This window comes from Palleronia caenipelagi (assembly GCF_007004065.1).
Classification (GTDB): Bacteria; Pseudomonadota; Alphaproteobacteria; order Rhodobacterales; family Rhodobacteraceae; genus Palleronia; species Palleronia caenipelagi.
In genome coordinates, this window is record NZ_VFSV01000021.1 from 36,431 (window position 1) to 55,376 (window position 18,946).

19 protein-coding genes and 2 pseudogenes are annotated in these 18,946 nt (G+C 63.5%); 8 read left to right on the plus strand and 13 right to left on the minus strand.

The window, feature by feature from the left end; genetic code table 11:
- Window positions 1–10: 10 nt before the first annotated feature.
- The 4 genes from FEV53_RS12345 to FEV53_RS12360 all read left to right on the plus strand — a co-directional run bounded on the left by FEV53_RS12345 (window position 11) and on the right by FEV53_RS12360 (window position 1,897).
- Complete coding sequence (locus tag FEV53_RS12345) at window positions 11–217, plus strand: transposase (RefSeq protein WP_142835104.1); 207 nt, start codon at window positions 11–13, stop codon at window positions 215–217.
- Between the two features lie 184 nt (window positions 218–401).
- Window positions 402–980, plus strand: coding sequence for an IS3 family transposase (locus FEV53_RS12350; RefSeq protein WP_246100803.1), 579 nt, complete (start codon window positions 402–404; stop codon window positions 978–980).
- Complete coding sequence (locus FEV53_RS20880; protein ID WP_185962188.1) at window positions 965–1,123, plus strand: DDE-type integrase/transposase/recombinase; 159 nt, start codon at window positions 965–967, stop codon at window positions 1,121–1,123. The genes FEV53_RS12350 and FEV53_RS20880 overlap by 16 nt, the downstream gene beginning before the upstream one ends.
- Before the next feature lie 3 nt (window positions 1,124–1,126).
- Window positions 1,127–1,897: a transposase gene (locus FEV53_RS12360; RefSeq protein ID WP_142835107.1), complete on the plus strand. Its 771-nt coding sequence runs from the start codon at window positions 1,127–1,129 to the stop codon at window positions 1,895–1,897.
- On the opposite strand, the gene FEV53_RS12365 is transcribed toward FEV53_RS12360, so the two are convergent.
- The 12 genes from FEV53_RS12365 to FEV53_RS12420 all read right to left on the minus strand — a co-directional run bounded on the left by FEV53_RS12365 (window position 1,885) and on the right by FEV53_RS12420 (window position 14,547).
- Window positions 1,885–2,244 (minus strand): HAD family hydrolase, encoded by a 360-nt coding sequence (locus FEV53_RS12365; protein ID WP_142835109.1) that lies wholly within the window; start codon window positions 2,242–2,244, stop codon window positions 1,885–1,887. The genes FEV53_RS12360 and FEV53_RS12365 overlap by 13 nt on opposite strands.
- A complete protein-coding gene (locus FEV53_RS12370; protein WP_142835110.1) occupies window positions 2,231–3,748 on the minus strand; it encodes a xylulokinase in 1,518 nt (505 codons plus the stop codon). The genes FEV53_RS12365 and FEV53_RS12370 overlap by 14 nt, the downstream gene beginning before the upstream one ends.
- On the minus strand, window positions 3,748–5,214 hold the full coding sequence (locus FEV53_RS12375) for an iron-containing alcohol dehydrogenase (RefSeq protein WP_142835112.1): 1,467 nt from the start codon (window positions 5,212–5,214) through the stop codon (window positions 3,748–3,750). Before FEV53_RS12375 ends, FEV53_RS12370 begins: the two co-directional genes overlap by 1 nt.
- Window positions 5,215–5,259: 45 nt before the next feature.
- Window positions 5,260–6,279: an ABC transporter permease gene (locus FEV53_RS12380; protein WP_142835114.1), complete on the minus strand. Its 1,020-nt coding sequence runs from the start codon at window positions 6,277–6,279 to the stop codon at window positions 5,260–5,262.
- A 12-nt stretch (window positions 6,280–6,291) separates the two neighbouring features.
- On the minus strand, window positions 6,292–7,815 hold the full coding sequence (locus FEV53_RS12385; RefSeq protein ID WP_142835116.1) for a sugar ABC transporter ATP-binding protein: 1,524 nt from the start codon (window positions 7,813–7,815) through the stop codon (window positions 6,292–6,294).
- 81 nt (window positions 7,816–7,896) lie between these two features.
- A complete protein-coding gene (locus tag FEV53_RS12390; RefSeq protein WP_185962189.1) occupies window positions 7,897–8,877 on the minus strand; it encodes a substrate-binding domain-containing protein in 981 nt (326 codons plus the stop codon).
- A gap of 72 nt (window positions 8,878–8,949) precedes the next feature.
- Window positions 8,950–9,624 carry a 2-oxo acid dehydrogenase subunit E2 gene (locus tag FEV53_RS12395; protein ID WP_142835120.1) on the minus strand — a complete coding sequence of 225 codons (675 nt, stop codon included), beginning with the start codon at window positions 9,622–9,624 and terminating at the stop codon, window positions 8,950–8,952.
- 13 nt (window positions 9,625–9,637) lie between these two features.
- A complete protein-coding gene (locus tag FEV53_RS12400) occupies window positions 9,638–10,501 on the minus strand; it encodes a class II fructose-bisphosphate aldolase (RefSeq protein ID WP_142835122.1) in 864 nt (287 codons plus the stop codon).
- A gap of 28 nt (window positions 10,502–10,529) precedes the next feature.
- Window positions 10,530–12,194 (minus strand): glycerol-3-phosphate dehydrogenase/oxidase, encoded by a 1,665-nt coding sequence (locus tag FEV53_RS12405; protein WP_142835124.1) that lies wholly within the window; start codon window positions 12,192–12,194, stop codon window positions 10,530–10,532.
- Window positions 12,195–12,275: 81 nt separating this feature from the next.
- Window positions 12,276–12,518 (minus strand): biotin/lipoyl-containing protein, encoded by a 243-nt coding sequence (locus FEV53_RS12410; protein WP_142835125.1) that lies wholly within the window; start codon window positions 12,516–12,518, stop codon window positions 12,276–12,278.
- Window positions 12,518–13,537 (minus strand): alpha-ketoacid dehydrogenase subunit beta, encoded by a 1,020-nt coding sequence (locus FEV53_RS12415; protein WP_246100804.1) that lies wholly within the window; start codon window positions 13,535–13,537, stop codon window positions 12,518–12,520. Before FEV53_RS12415 ends, FEV53_RS12410 begins: the two co-directional genes overlap by 1 nt.
- A 5-nt stretch (window positions 13,538–13,542) precedes the next feature.
- On the minus strand, window positions 13,543–14,547 hold the full coding sequence (locus FEV53_RS12420) for a thiamine pyrophosphate-dependent dehydrogenase E1 component subunit alpha (protein ID WP_221931612.1): 1,005 nt from the start codon (window positions 14,545–14,547) through the stop codon (window positions 13,543–13,545).
- A gap of 262 nt (window positions 14,548–14,809) precedes the next feature.
- On the opposite strand from FEV53_RS12420, the gene FEV53_RS12425 reads away from it, so the two are divergent.
- The 4 genes and pseudogenes from FEV53_RS12425 to FEV53_RS12440 form a co-directional block, all read left to right on the plus strand.
- Complete coding sequence (locus tag FEV53_RS12425) at window positions 14,810–15,769, plus strand: sugar-binding transcriptional regulator (protein ID WP_142835129.1); 960 nt, start codon at window positions 14,810–14,812, stop codon at window positions 15,767–15,769.
- A 96-nt stretch (window positions 15,770–15,865) separates the two neighbouring features.
- Window positions 15,866–17,311, plus strand: a complete 1,446-nt coding sequence (locus tag FEV53_RS12430; protein ID WP_142835131.1) for an FGGY-family carbohydrate kinase — start codon at window positions 15,866–15,868, stop codon at window positions 17,309–17,311.
- A gap of 16 nt (window positions 17,312–17,327) precedes the next feature.
- Window positions 17,328–18,281 (plus strand): lipoyl synthase, encoded by a 954-nt coding sequence (gene lipA / locus FEV53_RS12435; RefSeq protein WP_142835133.1) that lies wholly within the window; start codon window positions 17,328–17,330, stop codon window positions 18,279–18,281.
- Between the two features lie 27 nt (window positions 18,282–18,308).
- A pseudogene (locus FEV53_RS12440) lies at window positions 18,309–18,569 on the plus strand (6,7-dimethyl-8-ribityllumazine synthase); the annotation flags it as partial.
- Window positions 18,570–18,616: 47 nt separating this feature from the next.
- Here the strand turns inward: FEV53_RS12440 and FEV53_RS12445 are convergent.
- A pseudogene (locus tag FEV53_RS12445) lies at window positions 18,617–18,946 on the minus strand (hypothetical protein); the annotation flags it as partial.

An 18,946-nucleotide genomic window follows, 5' to 3' on the forward strand; every position in this document is an offset into this window, starting at 1 on the left:
GGAGCGCGACATGGGACGACATCGACGGAAGTATTCAGACGAGTTTAAAGCTGCAGCGGTTGAGCGGCTTTACGAACCGGGAGCGACGCAGGGCAGCGTGGCGAACGAGCTGGGGATTACCGGCACCCAGCTGAAAACCTGGCGGTCGGAGATCGAGGCGTTCGGCTCGATGGAGGCCAAACGTCGCCAGAAGGCGGACGCCGCCGAGCTGGGGTGACTGCGCAAGGAGAACAAGCGGCTGGCAGAGGAGAGCGAAATTCTTCAAAAGGGTGAGCAGGCGAACGCCACTGGTCCGAGGGCGCCTGCGAACGCTTTTTTCGCGTCTCGGGCGGTGAAACCACGATGAACAAGCGCGCTTTCATCACTGCCCACAAAGCTCAGTTCGACTGACCGTGGCCCCAGTGGGGCCGCGTAAGCGGGAGAACGCGGTTTCTACACTTTGCCGGCTGGTCCGCCTGTCACGCAGTTGGTTTTATGGTCACGGCGCCGGTGAGGCAGCCCGTGAAAGTCGGGAGGCGCGGCGTGCGGCACGGGACAAGGCTCTGCTGGAGCGGATCAGCCATTTTTTCAAAGCCAGCAAGGGGCGCTACGGGTCCAAACGCATCCACCGGGATCCATGCGCTGACGGGGAGAGCGTCTCAGAACGTCGTGTAGCCAGAATAATGCAGGAAAACAGGATCTCAGCCCGTCCGCGCAAGCCGCGCAAACCGGTGACCACAAACAGCAATCACCAGCTGACCCCGTCGCCGAACCTGCTGCAGCGGGCGTCTCACTGCACCACCCCGAACACCGTCTGGCTGGCCGACATCACCTATGTCGGTACCGGCGAGGGCTGGCTCTACCTCGCGGCCGTCAAGGAATGTGCCTTTGTCCGCCGTCGCCCATCGGGCTCCGACCGGTGGCGCCGCGATGGGCAACTCCAAGGACAATGGCGCATGCGACCCGCGAAATCGTCGGCTGGGCCATGGCCGAACATCTGAAAGCGGAGCTCTGCTGCGACGCGCACCGGATGGCCCTGGACCAGCGCGGCCCGGTCCCGGGGCTGATCCTGCATTCGGACCGCGGCGTGCAATATGCCAGTGGGGACTATCGCAAGATCATCCACCGCGCCAAGCTGGTTTAATCCATGAGCCGCAAGGGTCAGTGCCTCGGGTTCAAGCTGGTCCGCGCCAGCGGATCGAACGAACCGGGGGATCGTTTGAAGGCGCAGAACGCCCCGATGGAGAGCTTCTTTTCTTCGCTGAAGAAGGAGCTGGTCCATCGCCATCGGTTCGGACCCCGGGAACAGGCCAGGGCCGCGATCTTCGGGTACATCGAGGTCTTCTACAGGCCGCCAACGCCGCCATTCAGCCATCGGCTACCAGACACCGGTTCAGGCGTTCACAGAAATGAGTTCGAAAATGGCCGCGTAGGATCAACAATCAGACTGCCCCGAAACAGAGACGAAGTTCATCGTCAGATTGCCGAAATTGAAGCACAGATCAAACACACCATCATCTCAGATGACGAGATGTTCCAAACCGCCGAAATCCTGCGCTCTGTTTCAGCGACAGGCCCGGTTACAGTCGCAATGCTGATCGCGGAAATGCCTGAACCTGGACAGATTACAGGCGAACAAGCCGCCGCACTGACTGGACTTGCCCCCATCGCACATGAAAGCGGCGCATTGCGCGGGAAACGCGCCATCGCAGGTGGGAGACGTTCTCTTCGTCATGTGATGTTCCAGGCCGCTCTGGTAGCCAGTCACCACAATCCAATCCTGAAAACACTCGCACAACGCCCTCAAACTGCGGGGAAGCCACACAAAGTCATTGTCACGGCCGTCGCGCGAAAGCTCGTCACAATCGCAAACGCGCTGTGCAAATCTCGCCAGAAATGGGCTTCTCAGCCGGATTGAGAAATACAGTTGCTAGGGGACTGATACTTGGCCAGCGCCGCATCGCCGATGTAGCTCGCCGCGTTGGTCAGGATGCGGATCTTCTTGCCTTGGCTTCGGAGAGCGTCGAGGCAGGCAGCAGCGCCCGGAATGGCGGTCTCACCCACATTCAGGACACCGAAGCTGTCAAATAGGAAACCATCGAACTCGCCTGCCACCTCCAACAAGCCCCCGACGCGCCACGGAACGCCAGGGGATTTTGCGGCAGGCAGGCGGTCACGGATCGCCTCGTAACGCGCCCAGGCTTCGGCGAGGGGCAGCATCGGGGGGGTATCGGTTACAGCGGTCGGGCGGTCATCGAAGCTCATTCATCACATCCTTGAGGCGCGCGAACTGGTCGCGGAGGGAGGGATAGAGGTCCCGGTAAACCTCAAACAATGCGGCGTATCGGGCGCTTTGGGCCGGGTCGGGCGCATAGCCACGCCCACCCCCGCTCATGGTCGCGGCGGCGTCTTCGATACTGTCGAAAAGCCCGACACCGGCAGCGGCCAGCATTCCGGCGCCGAGGCAGGTGGCCTCGGCTTCGCGGGCAATCTCCACCGGGCGCTCCAGCACATCGGAGACAATCTGACACCAGAGCGGGCTATGGGTCCCGCCCCCCATCAGCCGGAAATGCGCTGTCCGCGCGCCGAGCACGTCTTCGGCACCAAAGGTCGAGAGCCGCTGTTCGAGCGCGAGCCCTTCGAGGATCGCGCGGTAGATATGCGCCTTGCCGTGGCGGGGGCTGAGACCAAAGAGGACGCCACGCGCGTTGCTGTCCCAATAGGGCGTCAGCACGCCGGTGAGGTACGGGAGGGCCAGCAGCCCCTCGGATCCGGCGGGCAAATCCGCGGCCGCCGCTTCGAGGATCTGCTCAGGCGACAGATCGAGACCAAATGGCTTCGGTCCGATGCCGGAGAACCGCTCATTGAACCAGGTCACATTATAGGTGCCGCCGCCAAAGAACGTCTCAAGCAGATAGGTCCCCGGAACCCCGCCGGTCATGGTGCGGAAGGTGCGGTCGGTGCGGTATTCTGCGCTAAACGTCCCCGACACGATGCCTGTACCGAGATTGAGATAGGCCTCGCCCGGACGGGTGATCCCGACCCCAAGCCCCGCCGCCTGCCCGTCGCCCAGCCCAGCCACCACCGGCAGACCCGGGGTGATACCCAGCAGATCAGCGACATCACGGTGCAGCTTGCCCAGCACGGTGCCGGGGGCGTGGACCGTCGGGAAATGTACGGCGCTGAGGCCCGACTCCGCAATCAGCCCGTCATCCAGCGCAAAGCGCTCCAGATCGAGCACGCCGAGCGGATCGACGCTGCCCCAGGAGGTCGCCCATTCGCCGGTCAGCCGGTTGACCAGATAGGAATGCACATCCGCAACCCGCGCTGTGCTGTCGAGGATACGTGGCTCATGGGCGCGGAGCCACAGCAGCTTATACCAGCTTGTTGCGGTGTTGGGTGGCTTGCCCGTGGTCCGGTGCACGGCATCGCTGCCAAAGTCCTCCACCTCCGCCGTCGCGCGGGTGTCGAGCCACAGCATGGCCGGGCGCAGGGCGTGACCGGCCTCATCGAGGCAGACGAACGTCTCCCGCTGATGGGTTATCGACAGCGCCGCGAGCCGGGCGACATCAATCTGCCGGCAAGCCTTGCCGATGGCCTCGACGGTGGCGGTCCACCAGTCGACCGGGTCCTGTTCTCCCCAGCCTGGATGCGGCGCCGAGTGTGTAAAGCCCGAGCGACCCATGCTGACCGCGCGGCCTTCGAGATTCCAGACCACCGCCTTGGCGGCCGTGGTGGAGCAATCGACGGCAAGGACAAGATCGCCCATCACCCTGCCCTTTCGGCAGCGGCGCAAGCCTCCTCGACGCGGGCCATGACCCGCGCCACGCCGGCCTCATCCCACCAACCGGCCAGCGTCAGAAGATCGGCGACGGTAAAGCGCTCCCGCATGAACTGGCAATTCGCCACCACCCAACGCATCCGCTCGGAGGTGGGGGCGGGGTCGAGATCGGAAAAGCGCTTGGGCGCCCCGGCGCGGTGCAGGTAACGGGCGATGGCGTGGGAGCCAAAGACCAGCTCATCATGCCCCGCACGCAGGCCGGCCCAGTCGTCAAATGCCCCGAGGATTTGCGCACGACCGGCGTGCCACATGCTGAGCTTGCTGCGGTAGCGGCCCCAGCATTCGGCCCCGATCCGGCCCGTGGGGTCCAGCCAGGCAAAGGCCTCCGTCACACGCGCCTCGCAGCCGTCAATCTCGGGGAACAGCGCGGCAGGGTCCAGTCCCTCCTCATCGCGGCGTTCGCAGAAGACTTCCCATGCGGCGGCACGTACCACCGAGCCCACGCCCACCTGCGCGCCATGGAGCCCGGTCGGTTCGTGCAACTCGCCATTCACCATATCGAACATGTGGCTGATCAGGTGCTCCATGCCCGATAAAGAGGCTGTGGTGCCGCCCACGCCGGTCACGATGCCCCGCATGGCCAGCGCGGTGGCCAGATTGGCACAGGCCGAAGCTTCGCCGCGCCCGATCCCCTCGCACCAGTCCTCGACGCCCTCACCGCAAAGCTTGAGCATCTCCAACAGGACAGGGGCGTATTTCGGGTCCATCCCCATGCGCGCAGCCAGATACCAGTCGCCGGGGGCCACATACATCGACAGGAGCTCCCCGAAACCGGAAGCGTTTAGATAATGTGGCGCCTCGGCAATCACCTGCGTGTCGGTCAGAACAGCCTCGGGCCAGCGCGAGAGGAGCGTTGTCTTGACGCCGTTTTGCAGCACCACGGAGAAGTTATCCGTGTAACCATCCACCGAAGCGGCGGTCTGCACCACAACATGCACCGGCACCGCGCCGCGCTCGGCGGCGATCTTGGCCATGTCGGTGATTGTGCCTCCCCCAACCGAGACGATCACATCGGCGCCAACGCTCGCTTCGGCTGCCTCATCAAGGCTCCGCTCGTCGGCGTGCAGGATTGGATGACCGTCATCGATAATGATGCGTTGCGCATCATAGCGACCCGACAGGAGCGCCTCGACGCGGGCTTTGAGATCGGTTCCAGCGCGCGTGATCCGTACCGGATCAACGATCATGCACACGCGGGTCCGGGGTCCCGGAACCCGGCCCGCCGCCCGCAGATGGCGATCAATCACCTCGGTCAGCGAGGGCAGGACATCGTCGGAGATATGGACCTCCGCCATACCCAGCTCGGCGAACTGCCCGTTCGGGTCGTTCTCCGCCAGCACATTACGGACGCGGGCAAGTCTGGAGAGATCGCTCAAGGCGAGATCAAGGGCCATAGGAGCCTCCTGTATCGGATATGTGGAGCGCCCGGAGGCGCCAGGTCAGTGTTGCGAGCGCCGGTCGAGCATCACCGCGAGGATGATGGCGACGCCGATGACGACAGGTTGCAGGTTGGGCGAGACGTTCAGCAGTGCCATACCGTTGCGCAGCACCCCGATGATCAGGAGCCCGATGAAGGTGCCGAACATGCCGCCCGACCCGCCTGCGAGGCTCGCTCCGCCAATCACCACCACGGCGATAACCGACAACAGATCCGCGATGCCGGCCGTCGGATGCGCCGAGTCGAGACGGGCCCCGAGGATCAGCCCCGCCAGAGCGGCGAGGAGTCCGGCGATGACATAGACCAGCACCTTGACCTTGCGCGTGTCGATCCCCGAAAGCCTTGCCACTTCTTCATTGCCGCCGATCGCGTAGAGCGCGCGCCCCATGGGCCGGAAATTCAGCCAGAATGCCACGCAGAGATAAACTGCGACGAGGATGATCATCTCCAGCGGGATGCCAAAGACCCGGAGCGTGGCCAGATTGGTGAACCAGTCGGGGAAACCCGTGACCGGCCCGCCATTGGTGACAAAGAGCGCAATGCCCGAGCAGGCCGACATGGTCGCCAGCGTCGCCACGAACGGCTGGATGCGCCCATAGGTCGAGAGCACGCCATTGACGAACCCCACCAGTGCGCCGACACCAAGGCCGATGAGGGTCGACAGGGCAAAGGGCACGCCGAAATCCCGGTAGAGCCAGGCATTGACCATCAGGCTCACGGCGAGGACAGCGCCCACCGACAAATCGATACCACCTATCAGGATCACCAAGGCTGCGCCGGCCGCCATGATGCCGATCTCGGAGACCTGACTGAAGATGTTGATGAAGTTCCGAGTGGTCAGAAAGTAAGGCGACAGCCAGGAGAAGACGATGCACACGAGGATGAGCCCCAGGAGTGGGCCCGGGATCGCACGGGTGATGGATTTGAGAAGGTCGGTGACGGTCGTGTGCCCCTCGCGCTCCCGGGCAGCGAAGGCAACACTTTTACCAGACAGATCAGCGGTATGGTTGGTATCGGACATGATGGTATCTGCCTATGCTGAGGGTTGCAGAATGGGGGAGGTGTCCCCCACGGCGAGGGCCATTACCCGCTCAGGACTGGCCTCCTCGCGGGACAGGATGCCCTTTTGGCGGCCTTCGGACATGACCAGCACCCGGTGCGACAATCCGAGCACCTCTTCGAGCTCGGACGAGACAACGATCACCCCCATTCCACTGGCGGCTAGGTCGCGGAGGATCTGGTAGATCGCCATTTTCGCGCCCACATCCACGCCGCGCGTGGGTTCATCGACGATAAACACGCGGGGGTCGCGGACCAGCCACTTGGACAGGAGGACCTTTTGCTGGTTGCCCCCGGACATCGAACCCACCGGGATGCCCATCTGGCCACGAATATCGAAGCGCTCTCGCTGCGACTGCCCGAGGTCGCGCACATCCGCCGGGCGGATCATGCCGAACCGGGCCAGCGTCCGCTCCCAGGGCAGCGTGATATTCGCCGATGCTGTCCGGTCGAGATTCAGCCCCAGCCCCTTGCGGTCTTCGGGAACCATGACGATCCCCGCCGCAATGGCAGCTCTGGGCGATTTGGCGCGAACCGCAGCGCCATCAACCTCGATGGTGCCGGTGTCGGCCCGGTCAGCACCTGCGATGGCCCGCACCACATCGGTGCGGCCCGCTCCGACCAGACCGGCAAAGCCGAGGATCTCACCCTCTGCCAGCTCAAAGGAAATGTCACTGAACGCACCCGCCCGGCCTAACCCCTCAACCTTCAGCGCGATTTTGGTGCGGCTGGGTTGGGGCGCCTGATGGGCAAAGGTGAATTCCCGCCCGACCATGGCGTTGATCATGTCCTGCTTCGCCACCGGAGTCTCATGCCATTCGGCAACCTTGCGACCGTCGCGGAAGCAGGCCACGTGATCGGCCAGCGTAGTTATCTCATCCAGCCGGTGCGAGACATAGATCACCCCACGCCCTTCGGCCCGGAGCCGGTAGATTTGCTCAAAGATCAGCTCGGCATCGGCCTCGCCGAGTGACGCGGTCGGTTCGTCAAAGATGATGTAGCGGGGGTTGCGCAGGAGCGCCTTCGCGATCTCGATCTCCTGCTGCTGTGCCATGGAAAGACCGCGCACCGGCCGGCGCGGGTTCAGGGAGACGCCCAGATCCGCCAGCACCGAGCGGCTCTGCTCTTCCATGCTGGCCCGGTCTACGCGGCCTTTGTGCAGGGGCAGGCGCCCGAGAAAGAGGTTTTCCGCCACGGACAGGTCGGGCAGCCGGCGGATTTCCTGATGGATCAGCGCCACGCCGCGCGCCAGAGCGTCATGAGGTGAATGGGGCGCGTAAGGCGTGCCATCGAGGGTCATCGCCCCGCCACTCGCAGGGACCACCCCGGCGATGATATTGTTGAAAGTCGATTTCCCCGCCCCGTTCTCACCGATGAGGCCAAGAACCGAGCCCGGTCTGACGGTCAGGTCGATGGATTTCAGCACCTCGACTTCGCCATAAGACTTGACCAGTCCCCGGCAGACCAGACCGGTCTCTTCTGAGTGTTGATCGAACATTCCCGCCTCCTCCGAGCCGAAACGTGCAGGGACATGGGTGGCAGGTCCGGCGTGGGAGACGCGCCGGACCTGCCGGGGTCGTCACATCTTGTCGGCAGCCGGACCGTAGAAATCCGACGGCTTGACAGAGCCGACCGTGTCACCGGTCACCAGAACCGCGTCCTGATACTGCAGCTCGGGAAGCTCACCCGTGCCTTCGATCAGCTGGACCGCCTGCTGGACGGCCATCTGACCCATCTTGTAGGGAACCTGCGCCATGGTGGCCTGAGTCAGGCCTTCCTTGATCGCGGTGAGCTGGGTCGGAAAGCCATCGATGCCCACCGAAATCAGGTCCTCGCGACCGGCCTGACGAGCAGCCTTGGCGGCGCCGAGGGACATGGCGTCGCTCTCGCCGAACACCGCGTCAAGATCGGGATGGGCGGTGAGGATGTTCTGGGTCGCCTTAAACGCTTCGTTTTCGTCCCAGTTGGCGGTCTGCTCGGCCACAACCTCGATGCCCGGGTAATTCTCCAGCGCCTCGTTGCAGCCTTGGGTCCGCTGCTGCTCGGCAGTCGAGCCAAGAACACCGTGCAGGATCGCGATCTGACCTTCGCCGCCCATCTGGTCGAACATCCAGGTGCAGAGATCACGGGCAGCCTTGACGCTGTCGGTGGCGATATAGGTGGCCAGCACCCCGTCGCCGGATTCAGGTCGCTGGTCCACGGCGATGACTGGAACCTCGGCGGCATTGGCAGCCTTCACCCCGGCAGCGGCAGCGGTGCTGTCCTGTGAGGTAAAGATGAGCGCGCCGATCTGCTGGACGAGCAGATTGTTCACCTGATCAATCTGCTGGCGGGCATTGTTGTTCGCCGACTGGACGTTCAGCTCGTAGCCCAGTTCTTCTGCGGCAGCCTTCATGCCGTCGACGGCGGCAATGTAGAACAGGGATTTCTGGTCCGCCACGGCGACGCCGATCACTGGCTTATCCGCAGCCGTCGCGAGCGACGGGGCCAGCGCGAGGGCACAGGTTGCCCCAAGCAGAGTGGCAACGAGACGACGACGGGGCAGTGTGCTTGCAGTCATAACCAAATCCTCCATCAGGTTATTTTAGGTCTATCGAGCGTTTCCCGGGCAAGGTTTTTTGCCCGGAGAACATCACTTTGCATCGCCCCCTTCGAGGCGGGTCTTCAGATCGGCAAGGAAAGACGCCGCGCGGGCGCCGTCCACGGCACGATGGTCGCTGGTCAGGCTGAACTCGGCGATCGGACGCCACTCGGGCGCGCCGTCATTCCAGACCTGCCGCATGGTCGTCCCGCCAACCGCAAGGATCGCGACCTGAGGCGGATTTATAATCGCCGTGAACCGCGCGACCCCAAACATACCGAGATTGCTGACGGTGAACGTGCCGCCCATCACTTCGGCGATAGCGATACGCCCGGCCCGGACTTTCTCGACCAGAGCGCCGCGCCGCTCGGCGATGCCGCTGAGGCTCAGGGTCTCGGCGCCGTGGATGACCGGCACAGTGAGCCCGCGCTCGGAGGCGACGGCGAGGCCGAGATTGACGCTGTCAAATTCGACCACACCCGCCTCACCCCAATGGGCGTTGATGCCAGGGTGCCGGGCGAGCGTTGCAGCGCAATCGGAGAGGATCACGTCCGTGAGCGTCACACCCGGGCTGCGACGGGACGAGGCGGCGGACATATCCACCTCGACGGTCACCTGAAACATCGGCGCCGCCCAGGCTGCATTCATGGCGCGGACCATCAGTTTCTCGGTTTTTCCCAGCGGGCGCAGGCGTCCTTCGGGGTCCGCGAGGAGCGTGTCAGTCATCGGATCCTCTCCCTCACGCGGCGCGGGCGGGCGCGGCTTTGCCAGCGCAACCGTACTGGCGCATCTTTTCGATAGTCGCGTCCACCATGCGGGCGCGGCCCTCGGCCATGGCCTCTTCGAGCTGGCGGTCGCCTTGGGCAAAGACCGATTCCAGACCCGCCCGGAAGGCGTGGCGCAGATCGGTGTCAGCGTTGAACTTGTGCACCCCCGCAGCCTTGGCCTCCTGTACTTCGCGGTCGGTCAGACCGGATGCGCCGTGCAACACCAGGGGGATCCCGGTCGCGGCCTTGATCTCACGGATGCGCTGGATGCTGATCGGTTGCTGCTGGAGACCCGGCACAACGCCGTGCACGATGCCCACCGAAATCGCCAGATAATCGATGCCCGTCTCGGCCACAAAGCGGCGGGCCTCTTCGACGTCGGTATAGTAATCTTCCCAGTTAACGGTTTCGTCGGCATCCGGGATCTTGCCCAGTTCCGCCTCGACCGGAATACCGAACGCATGGGCGATCTCGACGATCTTGCGGGTGGTCTCGATATTCTCCTCAAAAGGCAGATGGGCGCCGTCATACATGACCGAGGTAAAGCCAAGCCTGATCGCCTCGAGCACCTCGTCCCAAGAGCCGTGATCCAGATGGATGACATATTTCGCATTGGAGCGTTCGGCGATGCGGCGGGTCATCTCGAAGGCCCGGGCCACACCCATATGGGGGATGATCGCCCGCCCGACCTGCATGAAGATCGGAGAATCGGCCTGCTCTGCCGCCCAGAGCAGCGCCTCGGTAGTCTCTTCGTTATGCATATTATAGGCACCGACGGCATAGCCGCCACGGCGGGCATTCTCGATGAAGGATCGGGGATCGGACTGGGGGTTCATGGCACTGTCTCCAGGGTTCAGCTTGAGGTCATTCCGCAGCAGCAGTTGAGGCGGGACTGGTGCGGCCCGGCACATCGAAGCGGCTGATATAACGAAGGTAATCTTCGATTTCGTGGATCCGGCGGGTATCACTCCAGCCTTGCCGTTCGGCGAGGATCGCGGCGGCCCGGTCGAGTGAGGCGCGGCCACAGGTGCCGTTCAGCCCCACCATGATCCGGCGGATCAGCGCGTCGGTCAGCGTTCGGCAGAACTCGGTCTCATAGGTAAAGACCAGTTCGGCCCCGATAGCGCCGGTTTCCGGGTCGAAGCTCTCCAGCAGGCGGGGATCTTCGGCACCAATGGCGAGGATATCTCCCGCCCGGGCCCCGTAGATCCCGACGAGCCGCTCCACCGTCGCGGAGGGGACCTGCGTGGTCGCGACAAGCTGGGTGCGATAGGCATCCCAATCCGCCACCCGCGCGCCGGGAAACACCGCCCGCGCCGTAGTACACGGAGGCGCCTTACGACCGAGCTGGGCGAATACCTCGTCCACGGTCTCTTCGGCGAGACTGCGATAGGTCGTCAGCTTGCCGCCTATGATCGACAGAAGCCCCCGACACTGGGGTGCGTGATCGTGAATGACGTGGCTGCGCGGCACCTTCCACTCCGATTGCGCCGGGACAAAAGGCAACGGACGAACACCGCTATACGTGTAGAGGATATCTTCTTCGGTCAGGTTCGCCGTCGGGATCAGACTGTTCACCTCGCCGAGGAGATACTCAACTTCCGCGTCATCAGCGCGGGCCAGATCGGGGTCCTCGTCGAACTTCTTATCCGTGGTGCCGATCAGGTATTTCTCGCCCCACGGGATCACCAGAACCAGCCGCCCATCGGCGCGAGATTCGTAGTATACGACATCTGCGGGCGCGCCCGGGAAGGGGTCGACCACCAGATGGCTGCCCTTTGCACCGCCGATATGGCGCTTGCCGCCAGCGGGTTGCCCCTTGAGCACCGTATCGACCCAAGGGCCGGCTGCGTTCACCGCCAGCCGCGTTGCCAGCGTGGCTCGCGCGCCGGTGATCTCGTCGACAAAGGACGCACCCGTCAGGGTCTCGCCCTCCTGGGTGAAGCCATCCACCCGTGAGTGGGTAAAAATGTGACAGCCCTCGGCGGCGGCCTGTAACGCGACCTCGGCGCAGAGCCGTTCAGACCAGACCACTTGTCCGTCATAGAAGATCGCAGAGCCCACCAGCCCGTCACCATTCATCTCCGGAAAACGGCGCAAGGTGTCCTCACGGGACAGCACCGTATGATTGGGGGGCGACTTGTCGAAAGACAGCACGTCATAGGCCAGCATCCCGGCCCGAATTGTCCAGCTTGACCGACGATTATGGGCGTAAAACGGCATCATCAGTGGGACCGGCTTGACGATATGGGGCGCGAGGCGGAACAGGCGTTCCCGCTCTCGCAGAGACTCCCGCACCAGTGCCACATCGCCCTGCTCCAGATAGCGCAAACCCCCATGGATAAGCCGACCCGACCAGCTGGATGTGCCGCTGCCGATATCCTCCTTCTCGATCAGAGCGACACGCAGACCGCGCGCAGCGGCATCGCGGGCAATGCCCAGACCATTGATCCCAGCGCCGATCACCACGAGATCGTAGACGGCTCCCGGACCGGGGCGTGGGGCAGTGTTCTGATCAGGGCTGGACATGGCGTGGGTATCCCTTGTTTCGCCCACGAGGGCGCTTGGGTGATCTGCGGCGCGGGAGGCGCGCCGCAGATCGGTGCAAGGTCAGTCGTCGGTCTCGATGATCGCGATGACGGTCCGGACCTTGGCGTCTTCGCCGCTCTGCACGAGGATCTCGGAGAGAACCCCGGTCGCTGGCGACTCCAGCTCCTGGGTCGCTTTCTCGGCCTCGATCTCAGCGAGAGGCTCATCCTCTTCGACACGGTCGCCGATATTCTTCAGCCACTCGGTCACGGTGCCTTCGCTCATGCCCATGCCCCACTGGGGCAGCAAAACTTCGACTTTCATCAGCCAACTCTCCGATTTTCTGACATTAACTGGTCCGCGCAGACCGCCTCGATGGCGGCGACGATGCGCTCTCTGGTGGGATAGATCTGGGCTTCCAGCGCAGGGCTGAAGGGCACTTGCATATCGAGCGCGCAGACCCGCTTGATCGGGGCCACCAGAGCGTGGTGCGCCTTGTCCGCGACGAGGGCGGCGATCTCAGCGGCGGCACCGCAGGTTCGGTGTGCAGGTTCGGCGATCACCAGCCGGCCGGTCTTCTCAACCGACCTCACGATGGCGTCACTGTCGAGCGGCACCAGAGTGCGTGGGTCAATCACTTCGCAGGACACACCGCGCGCAGCCATGTCCTCCGCAGCCTGCAAGGCCAGCGGCACCGAGCCGGAAATACCCACTACGGTCACATCCGCCCCCTCGCGCCGCGTACGCGCGACCCCAAAGGGAATACGGTATTCTTCTTCCGGGACTTCTTCTTTCTGCCCCCAAAGCGGAACCGCCTCGAAGGTCAGCACCGGGTCATCGCTGTCGATGGCGCTGCGCAGCAGACCCTTGGCGTCAGCTGCCGACGCCGGCGCCATGATCTTCAGCCCCGGCACGTTCATGAACATGGGATAGGGCCGATCGGAGTGATGGGCACCGGTGTTCAGTCCGTAGAACATCGCCGAACGGAACACGACCGGGATCGAGCTCTGACCACCGAACATATAGCGGTTCTTGGCCGCCTGGTTCACGAACTGGTCCATCGCCATGTAGAGAAACGAGGAATAAGACAGATCAACGATGGGACGGAGCCCGGTCATCGCTGCACCAATGGCGGTCCCGACAATAGCCTCTTCGGAAATCGGGGTGTTGCGGATGCGGTTCTGGCCAAATTGCTGGACAAAATCCCCCTGTTCCGCCCGCTGCTTTCCACCGCCGGTGGTGCCGTATACATTGGCCTCGACATCTTCGCCGATGATGATCACGCGCTCATCGGCACTCATCGCTTCCTGTTGCGCTGCGCCAATTGCGCCGATGTAGGTCATAATGCTCACAGCACAGCCTCCAGCTCGTATGGGTCGGTGTAAAGATGCTCGAACGCGACCGAGAGATCGGGGTCCGGGCTTTCAAGTGCAAAGGTCGCGCAGGCCTCGACCTCTTCCTCGATCCCGGCCTCCAGCGCGTCCATCTCTTCAGTTGAGGCGATGTCGCGCGCGACCAACGCCTCGCGGAACAGGATGATCGGATCGCGGGAGGTCCAGAAGGCTTTCTCCTCCGCGTCACGGTAATCCACGTTGATCCGCAGACCCTCGGAATGCTCGCGGAAGCGGTAAGTCATCACCTCGACGAGGCTTGGCCCCTCACCGCGCCGCGCCCGGTCGGCCGCCTCGGCCACCGCATCATAGACCGCGAGCACATCCTGACCGTCCTCGACCCGGACACCCGGCATGCCAAACCCAGCCGCCCGGTCCACGATCCGTCCACCAGTCACCGTGTGGGACGGCGTAGACAGGGCGTAGAAGTTGTTTTCGCAGAGAAAGATGGCCGGCAGCTTGTAGGCTGAGGCGAGGTTCATCGACTCGTAGAGCACGCCCTGGTTCGCTGTGCCGTCTCCGAAAAAGGTCAGAGCCACCCGGTCTTCGCCCAGCACCTGAGCGGAAAGGCCCGCGCCGACTGCGATCGGAATCGACGACCCGGTGATACCGGACTCGCCCAGGCTACCCACCGCATAATCGGCCAGATGGAGCGAGCCGCCCTTACCGCCGCATACACCGGTCGCCTTCCCAACCAGCTCCGCCATCAGCGGCCCGAGGGGCGAGCCCATCCCAATAGGATGGCCGTGGCTGCGGTGGTTGCCGGTCATATGATCGCCCGCGTTCAGCGCCATGCAAGCGCCGACCACCTGAGCCTCTTGCCCGATGCTCGTGTGCACGGTTCCGGGAATGTACCCGCGCTTGACCATCTTTGAGGCCCGCTCGTCGAACAGCCGGATGCGCAGCATCCTGCGCTGCATCTCAAGCAGCGTCTCTCTGGGAAGGTTTCGGCTCAATTCCATTTTTGCACCTTTTGTCCTAGATTGGGTATTTTGTATCAATGACACAAACCGCGATCAAGAACTATTTGTCCAGATACCCATCATTTGCTTCACACCCCGAATAATATGGGCTTTCCGCACTTCCAGTCTGCAAGAACCACCCGAATCACAGGTGAATAATGGCGCACATAGGTCGCGCCGATACCGGTGCGGGGCTGGACGCATGGAGTGGAATGCGCCATCTATCGTGGTAATAGAGCAAATGTAGCAGAGAGGCACATCCATGCAGGAGATAGAAAAGAAGTCGAGCGATACGGCCCGCGCGGCCTGGCTCTACTACATCGAGGAAATGACCCAGAGCGATGTGGCCAAGAAGCTGGGAGTGAGCCGCAGCACAGTGATTCGCCTCTTGCAACGCGCCCGGCAGAGCGGGCTGGTCACCATCTCGCTTGGCGTGCCCCAGGAAACCTTCGAGGTCGAACGGGACCTGGAAAAGCTGTACGGCCTGAAAACCGTGAGGATCGTTCCCGAAGCCGATGACAGCATCGCCCAGCGCCGATGGCTGGGTCAGGTTGCTGCGGTGACTTTGCAGGAAATGGCGCGACCCAATTCGATCATGGCCGTCAGCTGGGGGCGAACACTCCGCGCCATGGCCGACTCACTGCATGGGGATGTGACAGTGCCAGGAATGCAAACCGTCGCGTTGATCGGCGGACTGCACAATGCCGACCGGGGAACAAATCCCTATGAAGTTGCCGAAATCGTTGGCCAGTTCTTCAAGGCACCCGCTCGCGCTCTCTACGCGCCGGTTTACGTGCGGAACACGGAGACCGCCGCGGGCCTGATCAGCGATCCCGGGCTGGCCGAAGCGCTGGATATGGCGCGCCGCGCATCGCTCGTGGTCTTTAGCGTCGGCTCATTGTCAGAGCAGGCGACCATGCTGCGACTAGGCTATGTGAACGCCACCGAAAAGGAGTTCCTTGAGAACAAGGGGGCCGTGGCCGATATTGCGTGCCGCTGGATTGATGGCGACGGCGCGCCCGTGGATCTGCCGCCGACGATTCACCCCATTGGCCTGTCCATGGGGGATCTGCGCAACATTCCGCAGCGGCTGATGGTGGCGGGCGGTACGTCAAAGCATCAGGCGATTCTGGCGGGCCTGCGCGGCGGATATGCGACCCATCTGATCACCGATGAGGGGAGCGCCGCCATGCTGCTTGCAGAGGCGCGGAAAGGCATCTGATAAATGATACACTTGATCTTGCATTGAACATGTGGCTCATTGATGCCGTAGGCGCGGTCCCGCGCCCTGCGACCTGGTGCACTTTCGGGAGGACACATGATACTTGGCATCGATCTCGGCACCTCGATGGTAAAGGCCGTTATCTTCTCGGATGAGGGGCGCTGTCTCGCTGTTGCCTCTCGCCGCAGCTCTCCGCAGGCGCTCGGCGGCGGCAGAATTGAGCAGGATTTTGAAGAGATCGTCACCGCTGTCAGCGACGTGGTCCGCGAGGTCTGTGGTGCCCCGGGCCATGTGCCAGACGCCATCGGCATCACCGGACAGAGCGACGGGCTCTGGCTGCTGGATGAAAACGGTCGCGGTGTGCGCCCCGCAGTGTCGTGGCTGGACGATCGGGGCAATCCCTATCTTCAGGGCTGGATCGACAGTGGCGCTTTCGAGGCCGTGTTCCGCCGAAATGCCAATGCCATCTTCCCCGGCAGCCACGCCCCTCTGATGGCAGCCTTGCGGGACGGCGATCCGGACGCGCTCACACGCGCCCACACGGCGAGCTACCTGAAGGACGGAATTCTCCAACGCCTGACAGGCGCGCGCGTCACGGATGCTTCGGACGCGTCTTTGCCGTTTCTGGATATTGCCCGCCGCGATTACGATCCGGAGATCCTGGATATTCTCGGCCTGAGTGAGATGCGGAGGTTGCTGGCGCCGGTGATGCCCGCGCCGGGTCGGAGCTTTGCTCTGAACGCGGAGGGCGCGGCCCTGACCGGACTGCCCGAAGGCGTGCCGGTTCATGCCGGACCATTCGATCTGGTGGCCTGCCCCATGGGAGCCGGTCTGCGCGAGGTCGGCGACGGGCTGATCATCATCGGAACCACTCTGGCCTGCGAAGTTCTGACCGACCACGTCGACACCAGAGGTGCGCCGGTTGGGATGACCCTCTGTATGCCGCAAGACGGGCGGTGGGTTCGCTCCATGCCCGCCACAGTCGGGACGGCGACCCTCGACTGGGTTCTGGACCTCGTCGGAGCATCCCACACGGATGTGGAGGGCCTGCTGGCCCAGAGCCCTCCGGGGGCCAATGGCGTAACCGCCCTGCCCTTCTTTTCGGCCACCGGCGAACGCGCGCCCTTTGTGGATGTGCGCGCCCGGGGGCAGCTCGCAGGGCTCAGCACAGCCACCAGCCGCGCCGATCTGGTGCGGGCGGTCTGCGAATCCGTCGCCTATGCCGCGCGGCACTGCATCGAAGCAGCCGGGCTAACAGGCCGTGTGCTGGTCTGCGGTGGTGGCTCAAACTCTCAAACCTGGAGCCAGATGGTCGCCGATGTGCTGCAACGCCCACTTCATATTGCCCCCCGGCCCGAGGTCGGTGCCCGCGGTGCGGCCATCGCCGCCATGGACGCGGTGGGGCTAGCCTATGACGCCGACCTCTGGACCAGGGCCGAAAGCATCATCGAGCCGAACCGCGATGCGGCCCAACATTATGAAGACGGCTTTGCCGTCTATCTCGACACGGTGGAGGCCGCCCGTGGCCTCTGGAACCGCTGATGCGGAGAGGACACCCATGCCACGCGATCTGACCAACCCCGCGGAGCGCCATCCCGAAAAGGCCCATCGCGGCGCGTCTCCCCGCCTGCCCAAGCCAGACTGGATCCGGGTCAAAGCCCGCACGGGCGCAGGCTACAAACGCACCCGCGCCATTGTAGAAACCCATAGTGTCACGACGGTCTGCGAAGAGGCCGGTTGCCCCAATCTCGGAGAATGCTGGTCACAGGGCCACGCTACAATGATGATCATGGGCGAGATCTGCACGCGGGGATGTACCTTCTGCAACGTCGCCACCGGACGTCCCGACGCGCTTGACCTCTTCGAACCGGGCCGTGTGGCCGATGCGGTAGCCAAGCTGGGCCTGAACCACGTGGTGGTCACGTCGGTCGACCGCGATGACCTAGCGGACGGGGGCGCGGCGCATTTTGCCCAGACGATCCGCGCGATCCGTCACAAGGCGCCAGGCACCACTATCGAGGTCCTGACGCCAGATTTTCTGAAATGCAGCCCGGAGGCGCTCGAAACCGTGATCGCCGCCCGGCCAGACGTGTTCAACCATAACCTCGAGACGGTCCCGCGCCTTTATCCCGCAGTTCGCCCCGGCGCGCGCTATTTCCACTCGCTGCGTCTGCTACAACGAGTGAAGGAGCTGGACCCGGCTATCTTCACCAAATCCGGCATCATGGTCGGACTGGGCGAGGACACGGGCGAGGTCCGGCAGGTGATGGACGACATGCGTGCGGCCGGGATCGATTTCCTGACCATCGGCCAATATCTCCAGCCCACGCCCCGCCACCATGCCGTCGCCCGTTTTGTCACTCCGGAAGAGTTCGGCGACCATGACCGTGCGGCGACCGGCAAGGGCTTTCTCATGGTCTCCGCCAGCCCACTCACACGCTCGAGCCACCATGCCGGCAGCGATTTCGAAAAGCTCCGGGCGGCTCGGGACCACCAACCGGCTCGGGCGTGACCTGCCCGCAGGAAAAGGACATTGACCATGTCACAAGCGCTCAGATTCGCCTTTCTCAAAGCCCGCTGGCATGCGGAGATCGTGGAGCGCGCCCACGAAGGCTTCGTCGCCTGTCTGGCCGAGCGCGCGCCCGGGGCACAGGTCGACGCCTTCGACGTCCCCGGCACCTTTGAACTGCCCCTGATCGCCCAGCGGCTCGCCCAAACCGGAACCTATCACGCCATTGCCGCCGCTGCCTTCGTTGTGTATGGCGAGATTTACCGCCACGACTTCGTCATGCAGCCGGTAGCCTAGCAGCTCGTGATTTTCTGGAACAAAAAAGTAGTCGATGCTGGTCAACGGGCTCCGGCGGCGATTTGCGGCCTTTGATGGCGGTCGGCGCCGGGGGTGAACCCTCGGAGCAGTGTGATCAGCCAGATGAAATGGCACAGACAGACCCTCAGGTTTCGCAGGATCATGCGGATGTTGTGACCGCAGCCGCAGAGGCCCGCGAAAAGGGCATCACCTTCGGTTCCTTTGAGTGGGCATCGGGTCAGACGTCCGTCGGCTTTCATATGGCCCGTCATTGGTTCGATGGCGCTTCGTCGTCGCAGCAGTTTCGCGATGGTCCTGGTGACACCGCGCCTTACACCGCTGATGAAGACCTTCACTGTTTCAACGCCGTG

Excerpts from the sequence above, each read along its gene's own strand:
- FEV53_RS12400 (WP_142835122.1), bottom strand. The coding sequence starts at position 10,501 with ATGAACCCCCAGTCCGATCCCCGATCCTTCATCGAGAATGCCCGCCGT.
- FEV53_RS12370 (WP_142835110.1), bottom strand. The coding sequence starts at position 3,748 with ATGGGCGATCTTGTCCTTGCCGTCGATTGCTCCACCACGGCCGCCAAG.
- FEV53_RS12385 (WP_142835116.1), bottom strand. The coding sequence starts at position 7,815 with ATGTTCGATCAACACTCAGAAGAGACCGGTCTGGTCTGCCGGGGACTG.
- FEV53_RS12360 (WP_142835107.1), top strand. The coding sequence starts at position 1,127 with ATGAGCCGCAAGGGTCAGTGCCTCGGGTTCAAGCTGGTCCGCGCCAGC.
- FEV53_RS12415 (WP_246100804.1), bottom strand. The coding sequence starts at position 13,537 with ATGACCTACATCGGCGCAATTGGCGCAGCGCAACAGGAAGCGATGAGT.
- lipA (WP_142835133.1), top strand. The coding sequence starts at position 17,328 with ATGCCACGCGATCTGACCAACCCCGCGGAGCGCCATCCCGAAAAGGCC.
- FEV53_RS12420 (WP_221931612.1), bottom strand. The coding sequence starts at position 14,547 with ATGGAATTGAGCCGAAACCTTCCCAGAGAGACGCTGCTTGAGATGCAG.
- FEV53_RS12425 (WP_142835129.1), top strand. The coding sequence starts at position 14,810 with ATGCAGGAGATAGAAAAGAAGTCGAGCGATACGGCCCGCGCGGCCTGG.
- FEV53_RS12405 (WP_142835124.1), bottom strand. The coding sequence starts at position 12,194 with ATGTCCAGCCCTGATCAGAACACTGCCCCACGCCCCGGTCCGGGAGCC.
- FEV53_RS12375 (WP_142835112.1), bottom strand. The coding sequence starts at position 5,214 with ATGGCCCTTGATCTCGCCTTGAGCGATCTCTCCAGACTTGCCCGCGTC.
- FEV53_RS12380 (WP_142835114.1), bottom strand. The coding sequence starts at position 6,279 with ATGTCCGATACCAACCATACCGCTGATCTGTCTGGTAAAAGTGTTGCC.
- FEV53_RS20880 (WP_185962188.1), top strand. The coding sequence starts at position 965 with ATGGCCGAACATCTGAAAGCGGAGCTCTGCTGCGACGCGCACCGGATG.
- FEV53_RS12410 (WP_142835125.1), bottom strand. The coding sequence starts at position 12,518 with ATGAAAGTCGAAGTTTTGCTGCCCCAGTGGGGCATGGGCATGAGCGAA.
- FEV53_RS12430 (WP_142835131.1), top strand. The coding sequence starts at position 15,866 with ATGATACTTGGCATCGATCTCGGCACCTCGATGGTAAAGGCCGTTATC.
- FEV53_RS12395 (WP_142835120.1), bottom strand. The coding sequence starts at position 9,624 with ATGACTGACACGCTCCTCGCGGACCCCGAAGGACGCCTGCGCCCGCTG.
- FEV53_RS12390 (WP_185962189.1), bottom strand. The coding sequence starts at position 8,877 with ATGACTGCAAGCACACTGCCCCGTCGTCGTCTCGTTGCCACTCTGCTT.
- FEV53_RS12365 (WP_142835109.1), bottom strand. The coding sequence starts at position 2,244 with ATGAGCTTCGATGACCGCCCGACCGCTGTAACCGATACCCCCCCGATG.
- FEV53_RS12345 (WP_142835104.1), top strand. The coding sequence starts at position 11 with ATGGGACGACATCGACGGAAGTATTCAGACGAGTTTAAAGCTGCAGCG.